Below are 15,547 nucleotides of genomic sequence, written 5' to 3' on the forward strand. Positions count from 1 at the left end.
GGACGGCGGGTTCCGGACCGGTCCCTGGGCGGAGGACCGGCGTCCGCCGGTCCTGGGACCGGTGGCCGGGGCGGTGGCCCGCAGGGGAGCACACCGGACTCCACCGGACAAACGCGGCCCCGGCCCCGTCTTCGTAGCATTCGGGTATGGCGGAACTGATGGTGGGCGACGGCACCTGGTCCTTCGACGGCGACGGCATCCGGATCGTGCCGGGGCGCGGGCGCGGGGTGCACAAACTGCGCCAGGACATGGGGGAGTTCACGGTGCCGCTGGCCGCCGTGGCCAGGATCTCCTACGAACCGGCCCGCAAGGGCGGCCGGCTGCGACTGCGGCTGCGGGAGGGCGCGGATCCGCTGCTCCAGGTCACCGGCGGCAGCCTGCCGGACGACGCCGACCCCTACCAGGTGGCGGTGGACCCCGGACGGGTCGACGTCGCCGAGTACTTCGTCGACGCCGTGCGGCAGGCCCGGACGCTGGAGCAGATCCCGGACGGACCCGCCGACCGCTATCTGCTGCCGGGCCCGCCGGTGCCGCTGACGGGCGCCGGGGTGGACGGCATCGCCGGCTTCGACGGGGAGCGGCTGCGTCTGGAGTGGCGCTGGAACACCAGCGAGACCAAGCGGAAGGAAGGCCCCCGGGACTTCACGCTGTCCGAGCTGGAAGCGGTGGAGTGGCGGGCGCCCTCCGGTCTGGAGTCGGGCTATCTGCGCTTCCGTCCGCGGGGCACCACGCGGCAGCCGGCGCCGGATCAGGACCCCAACTCCCTGGAGCTGTGGGGCTTCAAGAAGGAGAGCGGCACGACCGCGCTGCTGGCGGCGGCGGTCGCGGTGCGGCTGCCGCACCCGTCGGCCGGTGCGCCGCCCTCCCGTCCGGACAAGGCCCTGGGGGCGGCCCCGGCGGCGCCCGCCCCGTCCGGCGCGGCGGCGCCCGCCGCGGCCGACGACCACGACACGCTGCTGCGCCGGCTGCGTGAACTGGGCGAGCTGCGCCGCGACGGCGTGCTCACCGAGGAGGAGTTCACCGCGGCGAAGGCGGCGGTGCTGGCGCGCTTCCACACCGCGGGCTGAGTTGCCGCGGCGCCGCCGGCCGGCCGTTTACGCTGCCGCCATGGCACACCACACACCACGCGCACGGGCACCGCAGGCGACACCGACGGCACGGGCGGGGCAGGTCGGCGGGACGGCCACCTCGGACCGGCCCACGCTGCCCGCCCCGACCTCCCGCGCCGGGCAGCACGCACAGACGGAGCCGGTGCCCCGCGACGCCCTGCGGAGCGAGGCGGCACCCCGGAAGATCGCGGTGGTCACCGGCGCCGGCTCCGGCATCGGACGGGCGGTCGCCCACGCGCTGTCCGGGGCCGACTGGACGGTGGTGCTGGCCGGCCGGCGCGCCGAGGCCCTGGCGGACACCGCGCGGCTGGTGGGCCTGACGGCCCCCGAGAGCCCCGCGATGATGACGGTGCCGACCGATGTCACCCGCCCCGACCAGGTCGACGCCCTCTTCGCGGCGGTGCTCGAACGGTTCAGCCGGGTCGATCTGCTCTTCAACAACGCCGGCACCTTCGGCCCGGCCGTGCCGCTCGACGAGCTGACCTACGAGGACTGGCGCACGGTGGTGGACACCAACCTCACCGGCGCGTTCCTGTGCGCCCGGGCCGCCTTCCGCGCGATGAAGACCCAGGAGCCGCAGGGCGGCCGGATCATCAACAACGGTTCGCTCTCCGCCCACACCCCGCGCCCGGACTCGATCGCGTACACCGCGACCAAGCACGCGGTCACCGGGCTGACCAAGTCGCTTTCCCTGGACGGCCGTCCGTACGGCATCGCCTGCGGCCAGCTCGACATCGGCAACGCGGCGACCGAGATGACCGGCCGGATGCAGACCGGCATCCCGCAGGCCAACGGCGTGCCGGCGGTCGAGCCGGTGATGGACGCGGCGGACGTCGCCCGCACGGTCGTCCACATGGCGGCGCTGCCGCTGGAGGCCAACGTGCAGTTCGCCACCGTGATGGCCACGAACATGCCCTACATCGGCCGGGGTTGAGGCGGCTTTCGGCCAGGATCGGCGGGGCGCCGGGCGAAGTTGAGCCGGCGCGCCGGTCCGGGCGCCGAATCCGTGTACGACCCCTGCCCTCCTGCCGCCTCCGGTGGCACCCTTACCCCGGATACCCCGGATCCGCACCGCTCGTCTGCCGGGCCGCCCTCGCGCGGCCCGTCCCCCACGGCCGCGCGCAGCTGCCGCGCGGCCCCCGCAGAAGGAGTTACGCGTGAGACGAACCGTACGTGGCACAGCGGCAGTTCAGGGCATACCGGCACCGCACCCCGTGCGCAGATCCCGGGCCGCCCTGGGCGCCTTGACGGCCGCCGGTACGCTGCTCGCCCTGCTGCTCCCCGCCGCCCCGGCCGGCGCCGCCCCCGCCCACCCCACCCACCGCTCCCCCGCCCCGCAGGCCGCCCTCGACGCCTTCTGGACCGCGGACCGGATGCGCGCCGCCGAGCCCCTCGACCTCCCCGCCCCCGCCGAGCGGCCCGCCGCCGCGGTCCGGCACGGCGCCCCGCTCAGGGTGGCGCCCACCCTCCCCCGGCTGCCGAAGGCGTCCGCCCGCCCCGGCGCCCTCCCGCAGGCCGGCGGCCCGTGGACCGGCGGCGGCGCGGTCACCAAGACCACCGGCCGGGTGTTCTTCACCTACCAGGGCCGCACGGCCGCCTGCTCCGGTGACGCGGTGACCAGTGGCAACAAGAGCACCGTGCTCACCGCCGGGCACTGTGTGAAGCTCGGCGGCGTCTGGCACACCGACTGGGTCTTCGTCCCCGGCTACCACGACGGCCAGGCCCCGTACGGCAAGTGGGCGGCCACCAAGACGCTCTCCACTCCGCAGTGGACGGCGAGCGAGGACATCAACTACGACGTCGGTGCCGCGGTCGTGGCCCCGCTCGACGGCAAGAAGCTGACCGATGTCGTCGGCGGCCAGGGCCTGTCCTTCAACTCCGGCTACAACACCACGATGTACGCCTTCGGCTTCCCCGCGGCCGCCCCCTACGACGGCAGCAAGCTCATCTACTGCGGCGGCACCACCTTCAAGGACCCACTGTTCTCCGGCGACCACGGCCTGGGCTGCAACATGACCGGCGGCTCCAGCGGCGGCCCCTGGTTCACCTCGTTCGACGAGAAGACCGGCGCCGGCCTGCAGTCCTCGGTGAACAGCTTCGGCTACCAGTTCTGGGCCAACACCATGTTCGGCCCGTACTTCGGCGACGACGCGAAGAACCTCTACACCCAGGCCCAGACGACCTGACCCGCACCCGCCTGCCGCTCCCGCCCGGCGCCCTTCGCACGGTCCGCGCCGGGCGGGCCCGATCCGGCCGCCGCTCCCCTTCTCAGTGCGGCGCCGTCTCCCGCAGCGAGGCGAGCAGTTCGGTGCCGTCGGGGACCCCGAGGCCGGTGCAGGGGTTCCAGCCGGGGGCGGCGCTGAACTCTCCGTTGGTGCCGTCGATGATCTCGCGGAAGCCGCGTGTGGTGCGGCCCGGCCGGGAACCCGCGTACAGCAGGGGGTGGAGCATGCCCAGCGGGCGGCCGAGCGACTGCGCCAGCCGGCAGGTCAGGGCCGCCCAGAGGGGAGCCACCGCGCTGGTGCCACCGATCACCGAGCGGTGACCGTCGACCAGCACCTGGTAGCCGGTGGCCGGATCGGCGACGCCCGACACGTCCGGTACGCCGCGGCCCGGCGGGCTCCCGTCGTGCGGCACGCCGGCGGTGGTCTGCCAGGCCGGCAGACCGAACGCCGCGCTGACCCCGCCGCCGGTGGCACCGCCCGCGGCGCTGCCGCCCCACACCCGCTCGTGGCGCACATGGCCGGTGGCCGGGTCGGCGTCCAGCCGGGTGCCGCCGCAGGCCAGCGCGTGCGGGCTGGAGGCCGGGAAGTCGGTGTGCGGCAGGCCGTCGCCGACGCCGTCCCCGCTGCCGTTGTCCCCGGCCGCGGCGCAGACGGTCACCCCGAGCGCCGCGGCGTCGGCGAACGCCTCGTCGATGACCGCGCGGGCCTGGTCGGTCCAGAACGGCTCGGCGGCTCCCCAGCTGATGCTCAGCGCGGCCGGCGTCGGGGTGTCGTGGACGGCCGTGCTCAGCGCGTCGGCGAAGCCCTGGTCGGTGTTGTGCGCGAAGTACACCTTCTGCTCGGCGCCGGGCGCCAGCGCGCCCGCGACCTCGATGTCCAGCAGCACCTCCCCGTCGGCGCCGTCGGGGGCCCGGCCCGGCACGTTGCGGGCGGTCCCGATGTGCACGGCGGTCACCCGGGGGGCCGTCGGCAGGCCGAGCGAGGCGAAGTAGGTGTCCAGCTCGGAGTCGGCGAAGCCGCCGCCGAGTTCGATGATCGCCAGGGTCCGGCCGCTGCCGTCGGTCCCGGGCGGGAAGTGGTACACCTCCGCCAGCTGCGACGGCTTGTAGGAGATCCGGTGCGCCCTCGCCCGGGCCCGCCGCAGATGGGGACGGGCCTGCGGCCGGTCGTCCAGTCCGAGCACCGCGACGACCACGCCCGCCAGTTCGGCGGGCACCTGAAGCGGGCCCTCACGGTGGCGGTGCGCGACGGGCTCGCCCCCGGTGGGATCGGGGCTGGCCGCACGGACCAGCCGGGTCCGGAACGCCGCGGCCATCTCGTCCGCCGTCCCGGTCACCGTGACCCGGCGGGAGGCGAGATCGACCGCCGTCACCCGCACCCCGAGGCGTTCCAGCGCCTCCCGCACCAGCTCGGCGTCGGCCGCCCGCGCCCCGTATCTCCGCGCCAGCTCGTCCCGCGACACCGTCTCCGGCCCCGTGATCAGCCCCTCGGGCACCTCGGCCCTGCGTCGCAGCACCACGGTGGCCTCGACGGCCATCGAACCGTCGAGCACCCCCGCCGGCCGCACCCGGTGCGCAACCGAGCGCTCACTCCCGGGCACCGGAACAAATCGCTCGTTCATGGCATAAATTATCGACCCGGCGGCGCGGGGGGTGCACGCCGGGGAACTCGACCTCCGGGGAGCGGCACACCGAGCCGCGGGCCCCGGGTGCGGCGCGCGCTCACGGGAGGCCGGTGCCCTTCCGTGGCAGCTTGAGGGCGGCCAGGACGAAGGTGACGCCCAGCACGACGCTCGCGAAGACGAATCCGTGGAGCGTCGCCGAAGCCCTGACGGTACCCACGGCGTTGGACGCCGGGTCGTTGGCCGACAGGACGAGCGCACCGGCCGCGGCCAGCCCGAACGCCCCGCCCAACTGCCGCAGGGTTTGCCGCAGGACAGAGGCGTCCGCACGCTCCTCGGCGGACACGGCACTCATCATGTCCGCACTCAGCGCGGGGATGGGCAGCCCCATCCCGAGCCCGGCGACGATCATCCCGGGCACCTGCCAGGAATACACGCCCCCGGGAAGGGCGGCCGCCCAGCCTGCGGTCCCCAGGGTGGCGCCCGCCACCCCCCACAGGACGGGCACGCGGACCGAGCGGCAGAGCTCCAGGAGATACCCGGAGGCGAACGTGCCCACCGCGAGGGCGGAGACGAAGGGAAGCAGGGACACGCCCGCGCCGAGCACCGTCAGGCGCAGGGCCTGGCGCAGGTAGACGGCTCCGTGCACCAGCACGGGGAATTGAGCGGCCCGGACCAGGAAGGTGACCGCCACGGCCACGGCGTAGGTGGGGTTGCGCAGCAGGCCGAAACGGAGCACGGGGCGGTCGGACCCGGCGATGACCAGGACCGAGACGGCCAGCAGCAGCACACCGAAGGCCAGGGCGGGGACCGTTCGCGCGCCGAGACCCCAGATGCCGCTCTGGTAGAGGGCGAAGACGAGCACGACCAGTGCCACGGTCATCAGGACCGGCTGCAGGAAACGGAGCGGCTCCCCGGGGGCCCGCTCGCTCAGCCGGGCCCTGGCGAGCGTCCACAGGACCGCTCCCCCGAGGGGGATGTTGATCAGGAAGATGGCGCGCCACCCGAAGAACTGCGTCAGCGCGGCGCCCGCCAGGGGCCCCACCACGAAGAACGTCTGGGCCAGACCGGCGTAGGTGGCCAGCGCCCTGCCGCGCTCGCGTTCCGCGTAGACATCGGTGATCACCGTCGTGGCGACGGGGAGCATCAACGCGGCCCCCGCCCCCTGAGCCGCTCTCGCCGCCAGGAGGAGCGGTTCGGCGAGCCCGCCGCCCGGCGTGAGTCCGCAGCACCCCGAGGCGAGGGAGAACAGCACGGCCCCGGACCGGAACACCGCGAGGAGACCGAACCTGCGCGCCGCCATGCCGCCGACGGGCACCAGCGCGGCCAGCGACAAGGCGTAGACCAGCACCACCCGGTGCATGGCGGACGTGGTCATGCCCAGACCTCGCGCCATCGGGTCGAGGGCCACCGCGACCACCGTCTCGTCGAGGAGGACCATTCCCCCGGCGCACCCCATGGCGGCAAGGACGCATCGCTTGCGGGACAGCGAGAGATCCGTAGGCGACGAAAGCAAGGTGCGCTCCTGGGGAACCCGTTGCCGGCCGGCCGAGGCCCTCGGCGCCCGGTCCCGGCGCACCTCCGGACGCACGCGGCTGCGCGGTGAGGAACACCTGACTCGGTATGGTCGGCTGATGCACGTAAGCGAGGAATACGTACGATATCGGCAGGATGCTCAGGTTCTGGCGGAGGTGGGGCGGCAGTTGGCGGGGCAGGTGTCCCGGGTGCGGGTGACGCTGTCGCGGGAGGTCGCCGAGGCCGCTGTGGCGGCGTGGGAGCGGGACGAGCTGGGGGTCGTCGGCGAGGAGACCGTCGAGGAGTTCGCGTTGCGGGACATGGCGGCCGAGCTGGCGCTGATCGGTTCCGCGGTCACGGAGCGCGGGGTACCCAAGGACGGTCAGGTCGTCGTGGATCTCGGGGTGGTGCAGGTCGGGGCGGCCCTGCAGGCGGTGGGGCAGGTCCGGCAGCTGGAGCGGTGAGGGCGGGCGGCGGTGCCGTGCCCCGGCCCCGCGGTCTTCGGGAGCCGTCACGTCGTCCGCGAGGCCCCCGGCGCCGTGCTCAGCAGCCGGCCGCCGCGGCCGCGGCGATCACGTCAGCGACGCGCTCCGGGCGGGAGAGCGGCACCGCGTGGCTCGCCGCCACGGAGGTGAGGGACGCCCCCATCCGCTCGGCCATCCACCGCTGCGCGGCGGGCGGCAGCGCCTCGTCGTTCTCGGCGACCAGGTACCAGGACGGGATCGTGCGCCAGGCCGGCTCGCCGGACGGGGTGGAGAAGCACGCCGGGGCGGCCGGCTTCTGCACACTGGCCAGCATGGCGGCGCGGGAGGCGTGGAGGTCAGCCGCGAACACCTGCCGGTAGCGCGCGGGATCGAGCCACATCCGCCCCTGCTCGTCCAGTTGGACCGCCTCGCCGACACCCGAGGGGAACCGGGCCAGGATGTCGTTGCCGCACTCACCCTTCTCGGGGGCGAAGGCCGCCACGTACACCAGGGCGGACACGTTCGGCGCGCCGTGGGCGGCGTCGGTGAGGACCGCGCCGCCGTAGGACCAGCCGGCCAGCACGACCGGCCCCGGCAGCCGGTCCACCGTCTGCCGGGTGCAGGCCACGTCCTCCTCCACGGAGGTCAGCGGCAGTTGCACGGCGTGCACCCGGTGCCCGGCGGCGTGCAGGAGCGGGATCACCTCGCTCCAGCTCGACCCGTCGGCCCACAGCCCGTGTACCACCACGATGTCCGCCACCACGCTCAACCCCTGTGCTCGATCGGTGTCCGGCCGCGGTGTGTGCCGGCCGGCGAAGCCTTCCGGGACCAAGGCTGGCGGACGGGGGACGGCCGGAAATCACGGAATCCCCGTGAGGTTTGCGCACGGTTCGCCGCCGGCACCGCACCCCGGGCGGGTGTCCGCACGCGCGGCGGCCGGCCGCCGGCCGACGGTCAGCCGGTGTGGTTCCTGGCGGCCCAGGCGGCGATCTGGGCGCGTGAGGTGAAGCCGAGCTTGGTCAGGATGTGCTCGACGTGGCCTTCGGCGGTGCGCCGGGAGATGGTCAGCTCGGCGGCGATCTCCTTGTTGGTCCTGCCCTCGGCGACCAGAGCGGCGACCTCGCTCTCGCGGCGGGTCAGCCGCGCCGGCGTCTCCTGCGGGGCCGGCGGCGGCCCGGGAGCGGGGGATTCCTCCAGGGCGTGGGCGACGGACTGTTCCAGCGTGAGCTGCTGCCCGGCCAGGACGGCTGCCGCGAACGCGGTGTCGCCCAGCTCGGCGCGCAGTGCGGACGCGCACCGCTCGTGCCCGGCCTGCAGATGACCGAGCCCGGTGAGCGCGGACCCGGCGACCTCCCAGGTCGCCCCGGCGGCACCCAGCAGCGTGGCGGCCCGTTCACCGCGCCCCGCCGCGGCCGCGCACCAGCCCAGCACCTCCAGGCACTGCGCCACACCCCACTGGTCGTAGGACAGCGGCTTGTCCCGCAGCGCCTGCCGCACCAGCGTGCCGGCCCGCTCGTGGCGGCCGCAGCGGAAGTGGTCCAGCCCCAGGACCCAGAGCGCGTGCGTCCGCGACCACTGCGCGTCGTGGGCCTCGCACAGTTCCAGGCACCGCTCGGCGTGCGCGGTGGCGGCGGGGTCGTCGAGATTGACGCAGGCGGTGGTGAGCATGAAGGAGATGACGGCCGCGTTGCCCGCGTCGCCGGCGGCCTGGTGACGTGCGAGGGCGTCCTCCAGCAGCGCGACGGCCCGGGGGAAGTCGCCCTCGAAGAGCGCCACGAGTCCGTCCAGCGTCACCGTCAGGCGGCACAGATCCGGGTCGTCGCCCAGGGCGGGCAGGAGCGCCCGGCACTGTGCCACCCGCGACTGCGCCGCGTCGATGTCGCCCTGCAGCACGGCCAGCAGCCCGTCGACGAAGAGGGCCTTGACCCGCAGCGGACTCGTCTCCTCGTCACGGGCGAGGGCGCGGCCGAGCCACCGGCGGCCCTCGTTGAAGGAGCCGAAGCCGAGCCGGTGGATCCACATCGAGGCCGCCAGCGTCAGCGCCGGAGTGGCCGGTCCGGGCTCCTGCGCACAGAACTCCAGCGCCGAGCGGAAGTGCGGGTGTTCCCTCCGCAGCCGCGTGAACCAGCCCATCTGGTCCGGGCCGAACCACGCGGCCTCGGCCTGCTCCGCCACCCGCAGGTAGTGGTCGCGGTGCCGCTCGCGCAGCGCGTGTTCCTCACCCGACGCGGCCAGCTGCTCCCTGCCGTACGCGCGCAGCGTGTCCAGCAGCCAGTAGCGCATCCGCGCCCCGCGCTCCTCGCAGGCCAGCACCGACTTGTCCACCAGGCCGACGAGCACGCCGAGCACCTGGTCCTGTTCCAGGCCCGCTCCGGTACAGATCGCGTCGACGGCGTCCAGATCGAAGCTGCCGGAGAACACCGACAGCCTCGACCACAGCAGGCGTTCCTGGCTCGTACACAGGTCGTGGCTCCAGTCGATCGCCGCCCGCAGGGTCCGCTGCCGCGGCAGCGCCGCCCGGGAGCCCGCCGTGAGCATCTTGAACCGGTCGTCGAGCCGGCCGAGGATCTCCTCCGGCGACAGCGCCCGCAGCTGCGCCGCCGCCAGCTCGATCGCCAGCGGAACGCCGTCCAGCCGGCGGCAGATCTCCTCCACCACCGCGGCCTTCCGCGCGGTGAGTGCGAAATCCGGGCGCACCGCGGCCGCCCGGTCGGCGAACAGCGCCACCGCCTCGCTCCGTTCGGGGAACTCGCCGTCCCCGGACAGCGCCAGCGGCGGTACCGGGAACACGCACTCCCCGCCCACGCCCAGCGTCTGGCGGCTCGTCGTCAGCACCTGTACGTCCGGGGCCGCGCGCAGCAGGGTGGCGACCAGCTCCGCGCAGGCGTCCAGCACGTGTTCGCAGTTGTCCAGCACCAACAGCAGCCGCTGATCGGCCACATGGTCCACCAGCGTCGCCAGCGGGTCACGCATCGCCTCGTTGCCGAGCCGGAGCCGCGCGGCAACGGTCTGGGCGAGCTGGTCCCCGTCCTCCAGCGCGGCCAGCTCCACCAGCCACACGCCACCGGGGAAGGACCGCCGCACCTCGGCGGCCATCCGCAGCGCCAGCCGGGTCTTCCCGATCCCGCCCGGACCGGTCAGGGTCACCAGCCGCCCCCGCGACATCAGCGCCCTGGCCCGGGACACCTCCTGCCGGCGCCCGATGAACCGGTTCACCTCGGCGGGCAACACCCCCGCCTGCCCGACACGACCGCCCATACCCGCACGCTAGACGCCCCCCGGGGACCGGGCAACCGCCGTCACCGGCAGCCGCGCACCCCCCGGGCGGCCGACGGCCCGCGCCACCAAAGGGCAGGTGGGGGCGCTGCGCGTAAGAGCGCTTCAGGTAGTGGTCTGGGTATTTCCCTGGTTCCCTTCCCCGGCCCCGGGGAGTCCTATGGAGGGACGACGACATCTGGTAAAGCCGGAGGTGCCGACATGTGTGCTCATCACCGCGGCCCGGCGGGGCGGACGGCGATGTACCTGCGCTGCTACCCCTACGACCGCTGGCACATGGGAAGCCATCAGGAGGAGCTGCGCCGCTACGCCCGCCGGCTCGGCCTGGGCGAGCCGGCCGTCTATCTGGACAACGGCGCCCGCTCGCTCGGCCCCCGCCCCGCCTTCGAACGACTCCTGCGGCACACCGCCGACGGCGGCTATCAGGTGCTGCTCATCCCCGGGCCCTTCGTGTTCTCCCTCCACGACAACGAAGCCCGCGCCCTCGCCGAGGGCATCCGCAGCTTCGGCTGCCAGGTGCGGGAACTCCCCTCCCCCAGCAGGTTCCCGACCGCGGCCGCCGGCCCCCACCGGCCCGCCGAACGGGCGGGGCTCCCCGCCTGACGGCGCCGGACGGAGAGCACGCCCGGCCCGGGGAGTCGGGCGGCGGACGCGTCGGCCGGTACGCCGGGTGCGGTCCGCCGGGGGCTGTCCGCCGGGGGCTGGCCGGTCAGGGCGGCCCCGCGTCCCACCGGCGGTCGGCGCGGAGCACTTCGTCCAGGTCACCGAGGCGATCGAGGCCCCGCACGGTGCGCGCGGTGCGCTGGTTGCCGGCGAGCAACGCGCGGTGCCGCTGGGTGAACGACCAGTAGCCGGTGGTGTACGGGCAGGCCCGCTGCCCGGTGCGGTCCGAGGGGCGGTAGGCGCAGCCGGCGCACAGATCGCTCATCCGGTGGATGTAGGCGCCGCCCGAGGTGTACGGCTTGGTGGTCATCCGGCCGCCGTCGGCGTACTGGGACATGCCGGTGACATTGGGCAGCATCACCCAGTCGTATCCGTCGACGAAGCAGCGGTGGAACCAGTCGGTCACTTCCCGCGGATGCCAGCCGCGTTGCAGGGCGAAGCTGCCGACCAGCATCAGCCTCGGGATGTGGTGCGTCCAGCCGGTGTCCCGCACCTGGGCGAGGACGGTGGCCAGGCAGCGGGCGGAGACGCTGTCCGCGTCGAGTTCGCAAAACCACTCGGGCAGCGGCGCGTGATGGCGCAGGGCGTTGCGGTGGCGGTAGTCGTCGCCGAAGTACCAGTACAGCTGCCACACGTACTCACGCCAGCCCGCGATCTGCCGTACGAAGCCCTCGACACTGTTGACCGGGGCCCGGCCCGCACGCCAGGCGTCCTCGGCAGCGGCCACGCACTCGCCGGGATCGAGCAGGCCGAGGTTGAGGGAGGACGACAGCAGGCTGTGGCTCATCACCGGGTCGGCGGCGAGCATCGCGTCCTCGTGCGGGCCGAACCCCGCGAGCCGGTGAGCGATGAACCGGTGCAACGCGGCCAGGGCCTCCCGGCGGGTGGCGGGAAAGCGCCGCGGTCCGTCACGGCCGACGAAGCGGATGCCGTCCTCGCGCTCCCAGCGGTCCAGGTCGGCTCGTACCTCCTCGTCGACGTCGTCCTCACGGGGCCGGTAGGGGGCGGGCGCGCCGAGGGTGCGGGCACCCTTGGGCGGTGGCTCCCGGTTGGCGTGATCGTGATTCCACCGCCCGCCCGCCGGGCCGCCGCCGTCCATGAGGAGGTCCAGTTCGCGGCGCACCCAGCGGTAGAAGTCCTCCTGCCGCAGACGGCCGCCGCCGCGTGCGTCCGCCCAGGTGCGGAACGTCTCCTGGGGCAGCAGGAAGCCGCGCGCCGGCAACATCCGCACGTGCGGCAGGGAGCGCACCAGGCGGAGAGCGGCGTGGGAAGTGGGGTGGTGCACCGTCACGGTCCGGCCGTGCGTGGCCTTCCGCAGTCCCTCGCGGTAGGTCTCGGCCTGCACGTGGACGACGCGGTCGCCGAGTTCGGCGGCCCGGTGGCGCATCGCGGAGAGCAGCAGGTGGGCCTTGGCACGGTGAAAGCGCCGCCGTCGGAACACCGAACGGGCCTCGATCAGCACCACAGGAGCGTCCCGCCCGGGACCGCCCCCGGCCGGGGCGAGGAAATGCGGGCCGAGCTGATCGCCGAACAGCCAGTGCGCAGTGGTCACGACGACCACCTTGCTACGCCTGCCCACGATGTGCCCGCCGGCGCGGCCGAGTTCGCCGGCCCGGCTGACCGCACCCCCACAGCGGATCGGCATGGTCACCGGAGACCGCGTGTTGTGTCGACACACGGAGAAGCCCCACCCGGTGCTCCGGGCGGGCTTCGTCCCACTGCTGCCCCGCCGGCCTGCCGCTGTTGCCGGCGGAGTGGCGACCGACGTGACTAGCGCTGAAATCCGCAACCGGGATTGGGTGCGTCTTCGGAGAGAGGTGCCCCGTGAGGAAGGACGTAGAGCACTTCCAGGACCATGGGCGTGGTGCCGAGATTGCGGCCGATGTGCACGTTCTTCGAGCCGCTGGGCTCGGTGATGCTGTCGCCGGCCTCATAGACCCCGTCGGACTTGCAGCTGGCGTCGAAATGGCTCAGAGTTCCCTGCTGGACTTTTCCATACAGGGTGCCGTCGTGGTAGTGCCAGCCGGTGCTCTGACCAGGCGGAATGGTGACCTTCCGCAGGATGTAATCCTTACCGCCCACCGTAGTCTGGAAAATGGTCGTTCCGGTGACGCCCGGACCGGGTGGCGTCGCATACGCCGCGCCCGCCGGGACGGATATGCCGATCACCGCGGACCCGATCAATACGGCTCGGAGGCTTTTTCGCATGGGTGTGACATCCTTGCTGAGAAAGATTGCTGAGAACGTGGCCACGGAAACGAGCCACGGGAATGACGCCCGCCGAGACGGCACCGCGGGTCACCTGCGGGGTAGCGGCGAAACAACAGGACGTGAAGGCAGGAAGGCTCACCCTGATCGACCGGGCGCAGAATTCATGAGCATCCGCACCTCACCAGGAAAAATTCTTCACAGAATGAAATGGAGAGTGCTGCAGCTTCACTTCCGACGTCGGCATCAGAAACGCGGCTTCACCGACAACACATCCCCGCACGAGTTTGCGCCTCGACCGGGGAAGAGCGATTTACTTCTCCATGATTCTGGCGCCAACCATTCAACCGAGACAGGGACCAAAGACCCAAAGTCGGCCGGGGCTTTCGGCTCTCATGTGTGGCGGCGATTTCGGGTCAGCCGGTAGGCGTCAGCCCCCGAAAACCCAAAAGGGCCTCCGACGCGAGTCGGAGGCCCTTTCGAGACGAAGTCCAGCTGGGGGCGGACGAGACCGGCCTGTACGCCGGGTTCTGTCGCCTCCGGGCCTTGCGGGCCGGAGGGAGACGGCCATCCATCTAGGGCTGTCGTTGCCGGCAGCCTCGTGCGGTCTACCCGCGGACTCGGGCGGGCAGCCCTCGGTCGTCCGCGCAGAGGCATCAGCCGATGCCTCCTCTTGACCTTGCTCCGGGTGGGGTTTACCTAGCCCTCCGAGTCACCTCGGAGGCTGGTGGTCTCTTACACCACCGTTTCACCCTTACCCGCGCCTTGCGGCACGGGCGGTTTGTTTTCTGTGGCACTGTCCCGCGGGTCACCCCGGGTGGGCGTTACCCACCACCCTGCCCTGTGGAGCCCGGACGTTCCTCGGGAGGATCCAGGATCCCCACGCGGCCGTCCGGCCGGCTCGTCCGCCGTGGCGACCATGCTACCCGCAGGCGGCGGTGCCGCGGTCCGCGGCCGGTTCGGCCGGTAAGCCCTTGACCTTGCCGCGGCGGCAACGTTTCTACTGAGCGCATGAGAATCGGGGAGATCGCGGGGCTGGTCGGCGTCAGCACCCGCGCGGTGCGTCACTACCACCACCTCGGGCTGCTGCCCGAGCCCGCCCGCCGGGCCAACGGCTACCGGGAGTACGGGCTGCCGGACGCGGTCGCGCTGGCGCGGCTGCGCCGGCTGGTGGAGCTGGGGCTCGGGCTGGAGGAGGTGCGCGACGTGCTGGCGGACGACTCCGGGCGGGAGCTGGCCGAGGTGCTGGCCGAGCTGGATGCGGACCTGGCCCGGCAGGAGGAGGAGATCCGATCCCGGCGGGTGCGGCTGGCCGCCCTGCGGCGGCAGGCCGAGGAGCACGGCGGGCTGCCCGCCGAGGGGCCCGTCTCGGACGAACTGGCCGCGGTCTTCGGGCAGATGGCCCGCTTCTCGGCCACCCGCCCCGGCCCGGAGCCCGCCATGGCGGCGCGGGAGCGGGAGGTGCTGGCGCTGCTCGAGACGACCGGGCGGGAGCCGGGGCACCGGCGGCCGGCGGAGGTGCTGGGCGAGATGGTCGCGGAGCCGGGGGCGGTGGAGCGGATGTACGAGGTGTACGGGCTGTTCGAGGAGCTGGCCGGGGCCGCGCCGGACGACCCGCGGGTGGCGCGGGCCGCGCGGGAGCTGGCCGGCTGTGTGCCGGACGCGGTGGCCGCGGAGCTCGGCCGGGACGCGGGGACGGCCGGGCCGGACGGGCCGGACGCGAGGGAGAAGGGCTTTCTGGCGGCGTTCCACGCGCAGTTCACGCCCGCGCAGGCCGCGGCCGTGCACGGGGCGGTCCGTCTGATCACGGAGCGTGCGCGATGAGCCGGCGGGGCGCGCTGCGGCGGCTGGCCGCCCACGAGGGGCGGTGGCAGCGGAGTCTGCTGTGGTGGGTGGCGCGGCGGCGGATCGGGGTGGCGCCCGGCGAGCGGGCTTTGGGATACGCGGCGGCCCAGGCGGCGTTCGTCTACGGGCTGACGTTCGTGTGCGTGGTGGAGACCGTGGGGTTGAGCGTGCTGCTGGCCGGCGTGCCGGTGGTCCACGGGGTGCTTCTGGTGCTCGATGTCTACACGGTGCTGATGGTGCTGGGCCTGCAGGCCGCGGCGGTCACCCGGCCGCATGTGCTGGGGGCGGGCGCGCTGCGGCTGCGCGACGGTGCGCGGCGCGAGCTGTGGATACCGCTCGGGCGGATCGCCTCGGTCCGCCACGACCTGCGGTTCGGCAGGGAGGAGACCCGGGCGGGCGACGGGGCCGCGGGGGTGGCGGAATTCGCGGTGGGCGGGCAGACCTCGGTCACCGTCGAGCTGAGCGAACCGGTCGTGCTGGAGGGGCTGTTGGGGCGCCGGACGACGGTGCGCACGGCGCGGTTCCATGCGGACGACGCGCGGGCGGCGGTACGGGCCCTGCGGGAGGCCGTGGCGGGGGAGGTCTCCCCCGGGGACGCGGCGTGAGCCGGCGGTGCGGCCG

At 73.8% G+C, this 15,547-nt stretch carries 13 protein-coding genes and 1 other RNA gene; 7 read left to right on the forward strand and 7 right to left on the reverse strand.

What is annotated here, in order from left to right; genetic code table 11:
* The first annotated feature begins 146 nt into the window (after positions 1-146).
* From ACQP17_RS10755 to ACQP17_RS10765, 3 genes are all read left to right on the forward strand, one after another.
* Positions 147-1,067 carry a DUF4429 domain-containing protein gene (locus tag ACQP17_RS10755; RefSeq protein WP_433856062.1) on the forward strand — a complete coding sequence of 307 codons (921 nt, stop codon included), beginning with the start codon at positions 147-149 and terminating at the stop codon, positions 1,065-1,067.
* 40 nt (positions 1,068-1,107) lie between these two features.
* Positions 1,108-2,043: an SDR family oxidoreductase gene (locus ACQP17_RS10760; protein WP_433856063.1), complete on the forward strand. Its 936-nt coding sequence runs from the start codon at positions 1,108-1,110 to the stop codon at positions 2,041-2,043.
* A gap of 223 nt (positions 2,044-2,266) precedes the next feature.
* The gene (locus ACQP17_RS10765; RefSeq protein WP_433856064.1) at positions 2,267-3,295 is read left to right on the forward strand and encodes a trypsin-like serine peptidase; all 1,029 of its coding nucleotides are present in this window, start codon (positions 2,267-2,269) and stop codon (positions 3,293-3,295) included.
* A gap of 82 nt (positions 3,296-3,377) precedes the next feature.
* Here the strand turns inward: ACQP17_RS10765 and ACQP17_RS10770 are convergent, their stop codons facing one another.
* Positions 3,378-4,955 carry a S53 family peptidase gene (locus tag ACQP17_RS10770; RefSeq protein ID WP_433856065.1) on the reverse strand — a complete coding sequence of 526 codons (1,578 nt, stop codon included), beginning with the start codon at positions 4,953-4,955 and terminating at the stop codon, positions 3,378-3,380.
* Positions 4,956-5,055: 100 nt separating this feature from the next.
* Positions 5,056-6,471 carry an MFS transporter gene (locus ACQP17_RS10775; protein ID WP_433856066.1) on the reverse strand — a complete coding sequence of 472 codons (1,416 nt, stop codon included), beginning with the start codon at positions 6,469-6,471 and terminating at the stop codon, positions 5,056-5,058.
* 118 nt (positions 6,472-6,589) lie between these two features.
* On the opposite strand from ACQP17_RS10775, the gene ACQP17_RS10780 reads away from it, so the two are divergent.
* Positions 6,590-6,934 (forward strand): hypothetical protein, encoded by a 345-nt coding sequence (locus ACQP17_RS10780; protein ID WP_433856067.1) that lies wholly within the window; start codon positions 6,590-6,592, stop codon positions 6,932-6,934.
* Between the two features lie 79 nt (positions 6,935-7,013).
* On the opposite strand, the gene ACQP17_RS10785 is transcribed toward ACQP17_RS10780, so the two are convergent.
* Together ACQP17_RS10785 and ACQP17_RS10790 are read right to left on the reverse strand one after the other, a co-directional pair.
* Entirely contained in the window at positions 7,014-7,697 is a 684-nt protein-coding gene (locus tag ACQP17_RS10785) for an alpha/beta fold hydrolase (RefSeq protein ID WP_433856068.1), read from the reverse strand.
* Between the two features lie 191 nt (positions 7,698-7,888).
* A complete protein-coding gene (locus tag ACQP17_RS10790) occupies positions 7,889-10,192 on the reverse strand; it encodes an ATP-binding protein (RefSeq protein ID WP_433856069.1) in 2,304 nt (767 codons plus the stop codon).
* Positions 10,193-10,411: 219 nt separating this feature from the next.
* Between ACQP17_RS10790 and ACQP17_RS10795 the strand changes: the two genes are divergently transcribed.
* Positions 10,412-10,813, forward strand: a complete 402-nt coding sequence (locus tag ACQP17_RS10795; RefSeq protein WP_433856070.1) for a hypothetical protein — start codon at positions 10,412-10,414, stop codon at positions 10,811-10,813.
* A gap of 106 nt (positions 10,814-10,919) precedes the next feature.
* Here ACQP17_RS10795 and ACQP17_RS10800 read toward each other — a convergent pair whose 3' ends face one another.
* From ACQP17_RS10800 to rnpB, 3 genes are all read right to left on the reverse strand, one after another.
* Positions 10,920-12,452 carry a cryptochrome/photolyase family protein gene (locus tag ACQP17_RS10800; protein WP_433859883.1) on the reverse strand — a complete coding sequence of 511 codons (1,533 nt, stop codon included), beginning with the start codon at positions 12,450-12,452 and terminating at the stop codon, positions 10,920-10,922.
* Between the two features lie 191 nt (positions 12,453-12,643).
* Positions 12,644-13,081, reverse strand: a complete 438-nt coding sequence (locus ACQP17_RS10805; protein WP_433856071.1) for a cupin domain-containing protein — start codon at positions 13,079-13,081, stop codon at positions 12,644-12,646.
* 502 nt (positions 13,082-13,583) lie between these two features.
* Positions 13,584-13,985, reverse strand: an RNA gene (gene rnpB / locus ACQP17_RS10810) — RNase P RNA component class A.
* A gap of 107 nt (positions 13,986-14,092) precedes the next feature.
* On the opposite strand from rnpB, the gene ACQP17_RS10815 reads away from it, so the two are divergent.
* Complete coding sequence (locus ACQP17_RS10815; protein WP_433856072.1) at positions 14,093-14,905, forward strand: MerR family transcriptional regulator; 813 nt, start codon at positions 14,093-14,095, stop codon at positions 14,903-14,905.
* A complete protein-coding gene (locus ACQP17_RS10820; RefSeq protein WP_433856073.1) occupies positions 14,902-15,531 on the forward strand; it encodes a hypothetical protein in 630 nt (209 codons plus the stop codon). The genes ACQP17_RS10815 and ACQP17_RS10820 overlap by 4 nt, the downstream gene beginning before the upstream one ends.
* Positions 15,532-15,547 lie beyond the last annotated feature (16 nt).

Source organism: Streptomyces kronopolitis (genome assembly GCF_050953795.1).
Lineage (GTDB): Bacteria > Actinomycetota > Actinomycetes > Streptomycetales > Streptomycetaceae > Streptomyces > Streptomyces kronopolitis_A.